Origin of the sequence: Rhodococcus sp. 008 (assembly GCF_001682295.1) — a bacterium.
GTDB classification, from domain to species: Bacteria; Actinomycetota; Actinomycetes; order Mycobacteriales; family Mycobacteriaceae; genus Rhodococcus_F; species Rhodococcus_F qingshengii.
In genome coordinates this window covers 5,107,846-5,115,562 of sequence record NZ_CP012749.1, presented here as the reverse complement: position 1 = coordinate 5,115,562, position 7,717 = coordinate 5,107,846, and the positions used below count along the sequence as shown (strand labels likewise).

The following is a 7,717-nucleotide window of genomic DNA, read 5'->3' as shown; positions in this document are numbered from 1 at the left end:
ACCTAACGTCGTTTTGGGTAGCCTAAACTAAATGTCAATGAATCGGGGAATCCGCCTCGCCGATGACCCGAGAACCGACGGCTCCCGACGCGTCAATCAGAGGACACGCGCTTCTACAACCGCTTGCGGGACAGTCTCTTTCGTGAATCGAAACGAGAAAGTGAAGGCTAGTCCATCAGCGTTGCCGCGACGGTTCCGCCCAGTTCATAACAACCATCGCGGACAGATTTGTCCACGCTCACAGTCACTTCGAGCGGATCCGCCACCGCGACCAATCCGAGCCCGGTGGCGAGTTTGCGCACCGAGGACACTGCACCGGCAGTGTCGTTGTTGCCGTGAACCCACAGGCCGTACGGTCGATCCGAAACCGCGCCGAGGCATTGGTAGTACGTGGTGTCGAAGAAGTATTTCAGCGCGCCCGACATGTAACCGAAATTGGCGGTGGTTCCGAAAAGATAGCCGTCAGCAGCGAGGACGTCGGGCACCGTCGCCGCCAACGCCGGCATCACCTTCACCTCGACGCCCTCAATCTCGGGATCGCGAGCCCCGGCCAGGACCGCATCCAACAATTCGTGGGTTGTCGGCGAGGGCGAGTGGTGAACCACCAACAATGTCTTCACACACCTGACAATACGGCGACGGGTGGCGCACCCGTCGCCGTTCACGCCTACGCCGAAACCCTTTCCGCGCTCATCGCCTTGACCAGGTCGTCGGTTCGGGTGACCGAGGCGCAGCGCCCGGCCGCGTACTCGAGCGCGCCGACATGCTCGTCCAGGGAGAAGTCGGCTACCGCGTCGCCCACGAAGAAGATCTGCACGTCTTGCATGAACCCGTCCAAAGCGGTAGTCAGGCAACCGATGTGGGCATAGATTCCGGTGATGATCAGCTGGTCACGCCCACTCTCGCGCAGCCGCTCACGCAGATCTGTCTTGATGAAAGCGCTGTAGCGCCATTTTGTGAGCATCAAGTCGTCCGGATGCGGAGCCAACTCGGCGATCACGTCGGTGTGAGCGGGATCTGCCTTCAGACCCGGTCCCCAGAAATCCGACAGCAACGCGCGCTCCTCGGGATCCTGATCACCGGGTTGCGCGGTGTAGACGATCGGGATTCCGGCAGCTCGCGCCGACGAACGAAGCCGGTCGATGTTCGGAACCACGGTTTGGAGCGGGTCGACGCTTCGGTCGTACGCGTTCACGAAATATTCCTGCATGTCGTGCAGAAGCAACAACGCTCGGGAAGGATCGAGAGTCCAGTCGACCCGATTCTGCGGAAACTCGGTGGGCATCTCGTATCGCACTGCTGTGGGTAGCGCCATGATGAATCTCCTCGAAAATGTGGGGGTGGGAACCGATCAACTCGACAGAGTCTGTGCGGCAATCGATTCGCTGAGAACACGGCGCAAGGCCGCCTTGCTGGTCTTTCCGACGCCGGTGACGGGGAACTCGGTCACGAACTCCACTCGATCCGGAACCTTGTACGCCGCAACGCCTCGGCCTCGTATGTATCGCTTGATCTCGCCGACGGTCGGGGCATCTCCGGAAATCACCAGAACAGCACAGGTTCGTTCGCCCAGGTACTCGTCGGGAACGGCGACGACGGCCGCATCGTGGACAGCCGGATGCGAGAGCAGGTGGTTCTCGATCTCCTCGGCCGCAACCTTCTCACCGCCGCGGTTGATCTGGTCTTTTGCGCGCCCCTCGACTATCAGATGTCCTGAATCGGTGACGCTGACCAGATCGCCGGTGCGATAGAAACCTTCGGCGTCGAAGACCTCGGCATTGTGCGCATCCGCCCGGTAATAGCCGCGGATCGTGTACGGACCCCGAGTCAGTAAGTGCCCCGTGGTTCCGGGCGCGACGAGCGCGCCTTCGTCGTCGACCACACGAACCTCGTCGTCGGGTGAAATGGGCCGGCCCTGAGTGCTGACGATCAATTCTTGCGTGTCGTCGAGGCGGGTGTAGTTGACCAGCCCCTCGGCCATCCCGAACACCTGCTGGAGGGTGCAGCCCAACTCCGTGGGTACGCGTGCAGCGGCTTCGGCGCTGAACTTCGCTCCGCCGACGCCGAGAACCCGCAAGCTCGACAGATCGTGATCTGCCTTACTGGGGGCGGCCATCCAGGCCAACGCGATCGGTGGAACCAAGGAAGCGTGCGTGACTCGCTCTGATTCGATCAGACCGAAAGCTGTGGAGGGCATGGTGTCCGGCGCCAGAACCACGGAGCCGCCCGCGTGGAGAACGCCCAGGATGCCCGGCGAACTCATCGGAAAATTATGCGCTGCAGGAAGAACCACCAACATGCGCGTCGAGTCGTCGACGCCACAGATCGGGTTGGACGCTCGCACCGAGTAGAGGTAGTCGGCGTGCGTTCGCGGAATCAGCTTCGGAACACCGGTCGTGCCACCGGAAAGCTGAAGAAAGGCGACCGACAACGGATCGACGTCGGCAAGAACGGGAACCTCGTATCCGCGCAGCGAATCGAAACCGACAAACTCTTCGGGGTCACCGGCCACGATCACAACAGGCGGAGTCTCGAGGCCTTCGTTCACCTCACGCGCCAGCGCGCGGTAGTCGAACCCGCCATGACGGTCGGCGACGATATAGGCAGCGACATCAGCGAACTGGCAGAAGTATCCGATTTCGGTTCGGCGATGCGCCGGCAACCCGAATACCGGCAGGGCGCCGAGCTTCAACACACCGAACAATGCTTCGACGTATTCCACGATGTTCGGCAGCTGCAGAAGCACCCGGTCACCGGCGCGAACACCCAAGCCGGACAGGCCTCCGGCCACGGCCGAGCTGCGACGATCGAGGTCGGAATACGTCAGCCGTGTCTGTGTGCCAAAGGCATCGCTGCCGACCACCGCTTCGTTGTCGGGATGCCGTGCGGCCGCGGCCGTGACGAATCCGGCCAGCGTCTCGTCAGTCCAATAGCCTCGTTCCCGATAATACGTCACCAAATCGGGTGGATACTGTGCGACGGGTGCCAAGGGCTCGCGAGCGATCCTCGAGGTCATGCAAGTGACTCCTGTTCGAAAGTACTGTCAGCAAATACGTCTCACGCTTTGAGCGTCGCTCCACCGTCGACGTACAGCGCCTGCATGGTGATGTGGGCCGCCCGGTCGGACAGCAGGAAGTGCACCGAGTCCGCGATATCGTCTGCGGTGGCCAGTTTTCCGAGCGGAATACCCAGGCGATAGCTCGCCAGATTGCCTTCGATGACCGCGTCGGCACCCGAATCGTCGGAAGGGTCCGACCACAGTGACCGCTGCATCGCTGTGTCGGTGGATCCCGGAGCGACCACGTTGACACGAATGCCTTCAGTAGCCAGCTCCAGTCCAGCGGTTCGAACCAACATGGTGGCAGCAGCTTTGGACGAACCGTAAGCACCCATCCCGATACGTGGGACACCGGCCGCGTTCGACGAGACGACCACGATCGCCCCGGCCCGACGGCGACGCATTTCCAGTCCCACGCTTTGCAGCACGTTCAGCAATCCGAAGACGTTGACGCCGAATATCTTCCGCCACTGGTCCGGATCGGAGTCCAGCACCGATCCGGTGTCGAGAATTCCGGCGACGTGCGCGAGCGCGTCGATCCGGCCGAACGTGTCCATCGTCGAGGCCACTGCAGCGTCGACTGCCTGCCGGTCGGTCACGTCCACGACGTGACTCTCGATATCGGCGCCTTCGACGATTGTTTCTGCCAATTCCGCAGTTACCCGCTTCAATTCGACGTCGTCGCGATCGAGCAACGCCAGCGAATACCCGTCGCGCGCAAGCGTACGGGCCACTGCGGCGCCGATCCCCGCCGCAGCACCGGTGACCACGGCGATTCGGCGCTCGCTCACTGCGGGCACAGGACCTGAACCCAGGCATTGATCGTGGGCTCTTCTGCCAACTCCGCGAAGTCGGCATCCGCGCCCGCTCCCCGCCACCGTTCGACGAGCGTCATCAAGCGAACCGAGTCAAGGCCTTCGTCACCCAGGTCCGCGTCGTCGCCGAGTTGTTCTGCCCTCATCGACAGAACCTCGGCGACGTCGCGCACGATCTGGTCACGGTCCACGGTGTTGCTCATCGGTCTCCTCGAGTAGTGGTCGACGCGCTCAGATCGAGCCAACCCAACCTCGTGTCGACCCCGTCCGCACGCCTTGACTTTAGGCCAGCCTAACCATAACGGTACGGAAGTACACAACCCGGACGCTCGCAACACAAATTCACCCAAACTAAGGCTAGCCTCAACATAACAAGCAATCTGTCGAACTGGAAGGGTGTCCATGTCAGCACTCGCCGAAGTCTCCGAATTCCCGTTGCGCAACAACCGGACTGACGATGAAACGGACTCCGTTTTCCTGCTCTCACGTAGGCAAACGTCGATCCGCACTTCGGGAGTAGTCGAAGAATTCGACTCGGCCTTCGACGCTGCCGAAGCCCTCAAGACCGGGCGCATCGACTCGGTCGTCGGCGCCCTGCCGTTCTCCCCGGAGACGCCGTCCGCCCTCACCGCGCCACTGAGTTTCACACGAGTCCACGGTGATCTATATCACTCGAACATCCCGTCATTACCCACTTCGCGGGTAGCCGGATTCGAACCCAGCCCGCAGATCCACACCGACAGGGTCCGCGGAGCCATCGAACGACTTCGAGCAGGCGAACTCGACAAAGTTGTCCTCGCACGCTCCCTGACCATCGAGGCCGAGTCCACGATCTTCCCCGCCGCTCTGGCCGAGAAACTGATTGCACTCGATCACGCGCACAACGGTTTCTGCGTCGACCTGTCCCCCGCCGGAGGAAAGTACCGCGGGCGTTCGCTGGTCGGTTCGACGCCCGAGGTTCTGATCGAAAGGCGAGGCGGCGTCGTCACCTGCCACCCGCTGGCGGGCTCGATTGCACGCCATCCGAATTCGGATCAGGACGAGGCGAATGCCGAGCAACTCCGCGCGTCGACCAAAGATCTGGCCGAACACGCGTTTGTCGTCGACTCCATCAGCGCGATACTCGGACCACTGTGCACGTCCTTCAATGCACCCAGCGCACCGGAAATCCTTCGGACACCGCAACTGTGGCATCTCGGGACCAAGATCGAAGGTGTCCTGATCGACCCGAGCCTGACCTCGCTCGAACTCGCAATGGCGCTGCATCCGACTCCCGCTGTCTGCGGCACACCGACGGTCGCCGCACGCGAGCACATCACCGCAACCGAAGCCGATCGTGGGTTCTATGCCGGTGCCGTGGGCTGGTGCGACCGGACTGGAGACGGCGAGTGGATGGTTGCTATTCGTTGCGCCGAGATCGCAGCAGACGGCCTCTCGGCGCGGGCCTACGCCGGCGGCGGCATCGTCGCTACTTCCGACCCGGAAATCGAATTGAGAGAGACCAGTACAAAATTCCGCACGCTACTCAGTGCGTTCGACCTCGCTGAACATCATCTCTGACAGGGCGTCACTTCTTCGAGGTGTTCAGGGCAATCGCGGCGTGAACGAGTGCCTTGAACGCCTTTTCGTCGACGGCTTGGCCCTCGTGGAAATCGATCGCCCGTCGCGTATTGCCCTCGAGGCTGGAGTTGAAGAGTCCTGAAGCGTCGTCGAGTGATGCGCCTTTGGCAAAGGTCACCTTCACTGCGCTCTTGTAAGTCTCACCGGTACAGATCATTCCGGCGTGGTACCACACGGGAACACCTCGCCACTTCCATTCCTCCACCACATCCGGATCCACTTCTTTGATCAGAGTTCGTATCCGGGCGAGCATCTCGCCCCGCCAGTCTCCGAGTTCCTCGATTCGCTTGTCGATCAACCGAGACGGGGAATCTGCGCCTTGCTTGTCGGACTCACTCTTCGCCATCGCTTCGTCACTTCCTGCTCGTCGCCGCCGATCTCCGGTGAGTCGAGTATCCCCTCCTGCACGCGGATTCACTCGGTGAATCACTGACGCATCACGGCGTCTCGGCAGATGCGATTTCTTGCAGTTTCGGTCAAAGTGAGACGGACGTCCAGTATTCTCTGGGTACTAAGTCCCGATTCTTCGGCCTGGAGGACTGCATCGTGATCTGGAATCGACCGCTCACCCACTCAGTCGCTTGGGCTGCCGGATCGGTTGTTCTCGCCGCCGCGATTGTCGGCGTTCACACTGTTCCTGCGGCGGCGCAACAGGCCCGCGTCTTCGACGTACTGTGCACACCCACCGATGCAGGCCTTTCCGAGCTGTCCGGACTCACCGTCACCGCGGCCGGGATGTACGCAATCGGCGACAGCGGCTCCGACGATCGGGTCGCCGAACTCGATTCGAACTGCCACGTGCAGCGCTGGATCAGCGTGGGCACCCCTCGTGTCGACGTCGAGGAGCTGTCGTCGACTCCCGACGGCCATCTGTGGCTGGCAGACATCGGCGACAACAACGCGGTACGAACGTCGGTCGGGCTGATCGACCTCGATCCGGCTTCAGGTGCGGCGACCTCCTACCCCCTGGTCTATCCCGACGGCGGGCACGACGCCGAGACACTACTGATCCAGAGCGACGGGGTTCCCGTCATCGTCACCAAGGACTACCTAGGTGCAAGCGTGGTCTACACAACCGCTGAGCGACAGCAGGTTCAGGATCTGAGTACGGGCTCGCCGACCATGTTGGCCAAAGTAGGTCAGCTCAGATTTACTCCCACCCTCACACCCGGTGGGCCCGTCCCCCACGCCGGCACGATGGCTGTCACCGGCGGCGCCGTGAGCAAGGACGGCACGGTGGTAGCGCTCCGCACGTATACCGACGCTTACCTGTACGCAGCTCCCGACGGCGATGTCGTGAAAGCGTTGAACACCAACCCGATTCGCGTCCCCCTTCCCGACGAGCCACAAGGTGAGGCGATCGCGTTCGACGCTGCCGGTGATCTGATCAGTGGCTCCGAGGCATACCGAGGGCCATTACCACCAATCCGAATTCTTCGCGGCGCCAGCGACATCGCACTGTCGGGCGGAGCGAGCGGCTCTCTCGGGTCGTAGTCGATTCGCGTCCCCGGGAAAGCGGACAGGCGCCGCTATCATGGCCGAGTGAACAAACAACTTCGAGCGACAGTGGTGGTCTCGGCAGTTCTCGCACTGGCTTCGTGTGCGAATTCCCTCGAAGGATCACCGCGCCCGGATGCGTTTGTTCCGAGCATCGACAACCCGGATCCGTCCGAAGCCATCGACGGAGTTGTCACGGTCGACTACCCAGCAGCCCAACACGTACGCCCGAACGAACGCGTGGCGTACACATATTCACCGCCCTTCGGCGGCCGTCATGACTCGGTCTGGGCAAACTGCACCGGAGTTGTTTATCCACAAGCGATTCGGACCGAGAATGCGGTCCATTCTCTCGAGCACGGGGCCGTGTGGATCACGTACAACCCCGACCTCGTCTCGAGCGAGGATCAGGCTCGCTTGGCACAGCGAGTCGAGGGCATGAGCTACACGTTGATGTCGCCGTATCCGACCCTGGATTCGCCGATCTCGCTGCAGTCGTGGGGCCGTCAGCTCAAGCTCGACAACGCCGCGGACGCGCGCATCGATCAGTTCGTCTCGGCTCTGCGCGTCAACCCGAACACGTATCCCGAAGTGGGCGCGACCTGTTCGGTGCCGGTGACGAGCTTCGACCCGAACAACCCGCCGCCATTCGACCCCACCACTCCGGATCCGTCATCTCCCACAACCGTTCCGGAGCGGTAGCGTCTCAGCAGGCCCCGCTCCGCGG

At 62.1% G+C, this 7,717-nt stretch carries 9 protein-coding genes; 3 read left to right on the top strand and 6 right to left on the bottom strand.

Translation table 11 applies throughout. From position 1 onward, the window contains the following. Positions 1-167: 167 nt before the first annotated feature. The 5 genes from AOT96_RS23830 to AOT96_RS23810 are packed head-to-tail and all read right to left on the bottom strand — an operon-like array spanning position 168 to position 4,076. A complete protein-coding gene (locus AOT96_RS23830) occupies positions 168-620 on the bottom strand; it encodes a flavodoxin family protein (RefSeq protein WP_003942217.1) in 453 nt (150 codons plus the stop codon). A gap of 47 nt (positions 621-667) precedes the next feature. Beyond that, on the bottom strand, positions 668-1,315 hold the full coding sequence (locus AOT96_RS23825) for an isochorismatase family protein (protein WP_065352400.1): 648 nt from the start codon (positions 1,313-1,315) through the stop codon (positions 668-670). A 36-nt stretch (positions 1,316-1,351) separates the two neighbouring features. After that, positions 1,352-3,016 (bottom strand): (2,3-dihydroxybenzoyl)adenylate synthase, encoded by a 1,665-nt coding sequence (locus tag AOT96_RS23820; protein ID WP_042450693.1) that lies wholly within the window; start codon positions 3,014-3,016, stop codon positions 1,352-1,354. A 41-nt stretch (positions 3,017-3,057) separates the two neighbouring features. Further along, positions 3,058-3,858: a 2,3-dihydro-2,3-dihydroxybenzoate dehydrogenase gene (locus AOT96_RS23815; protein ID WP_065352399.1), complete on the bottom strand. Its 801-nt coding sequence runs from the start codon at positions 3,856-3,858 to the stop codon at positions 3,058-3,060. Further along, positions 3,846-4,076, bottom strand: a complete 231-nt coding sequence (locus AOT96_RS23810; protein WP_003942230.1) for a phosphopantetheine-binding protein — start codon at positions 4,074-4,076, stop codon at positions 3,846-3,848. The genes AOT96_RS23815 and AOT96_RS23810 overlap by 13 nt, the downstream gene beginning before the upstream one ends. A gap of 199 nt (positions 4,077-4,275) precedes the next feature. Between AOT96_RS23810 and AOT96_RS23805 the strand changes: the two genes are divergently transcribed. After that, positions 4,276-5,433 (top strand): isochorismate synthase, encoded by a 1,158-nt coding sequence (locus AOT96_RS23805; RefSeq protein ID WP_083197660.1) that lies wholly within the window; start codon positions 4,276-4,278, stop codon positions 5,431-5,433. 7 nt (positions 5,434-5,440) lie between these two features. Here the strand turns inward: AOT96_RS23805 and AOT96_RS23800 are convergent, their stop codons facing one another. Then, a complete protein-coding gene (locus AOT96_RS23800; RefSeq protein ID WP_007735116.1) occupies positions 5,441-5,839 on the bottom strand; it encodes a DUF1801 domain-containing protein in 399 nt (132 codons plus the stop codon). Between the two features lie 200 nt (positions 5,840-6,039). On the opposite strand from AOT96_RS23800, the gene AOT96_RS23795 reads away from it, so the two are divergent. Then, the gene (locus AOT96_RS23795) at positions 6,040-6,987 is read left to right on the top strand and encodes a hypothetical protein (RefSeq protein WP_058226283.1); all 948 of its coding nucleotides are present in this window, start codon (positions 6,040-6,042) and stop codon (positions 6,985-6,987) included. Between the two features lie 48 nt (positions 6,988-7,035). Beyond that, on the top strand, positions 7,036-7,692 hold the full coding sequence (locus AOT96_RS23790) for a DUF3105 domain-containing protein (RefSeq protein WP_003942235.1): 657 nt from the start codon (positions 7,036-7,038) through the stop codon (positions 7,690-7,692). Positions 7,693-7,717: the final 25 nt, after the last annotated feature.

Bases quoted from the DNA above. Each gene is read 5' to 3' on its own strand.
- AOT96_RS23825 (WP_065352400.1), bottom strand. From the start codon at position 1,315: ATGGCGCTACCCACAGCAGTGCGATACGAGATGCCCACCGAGTTTCCG.
- AOT96_RS23820 (WP_042450693.1), bottom strand. From the start codon at position 3,016: ATGACCTCGAGGATCGCTCGCGAGCCCTTGGCACCCGTCGCACAGTAT.
- AOT96_RS23810 (WP_003942230.1), bottom strand. From the start codon at position 4,076: ATGAGCAACACCGTGGACCGTGACCAGATCGTGCGCGACGTCGCCGAG.
- AOT96_RS23805 (WP_083197660.1), top strand. From the start codon at position 4,276: ATGTCAGCACTCGCCGAAGTCTCCGAATTCCCGTTGCGCAACAACCGG.
- AOT96_RS23800 (WP_007735116.1), bottom strand. From the start codon at position 5,839: ATGGCGAAGAGTGAGTCCGACAAGCAAGGCGCAGATTCCCCGTCTCGG.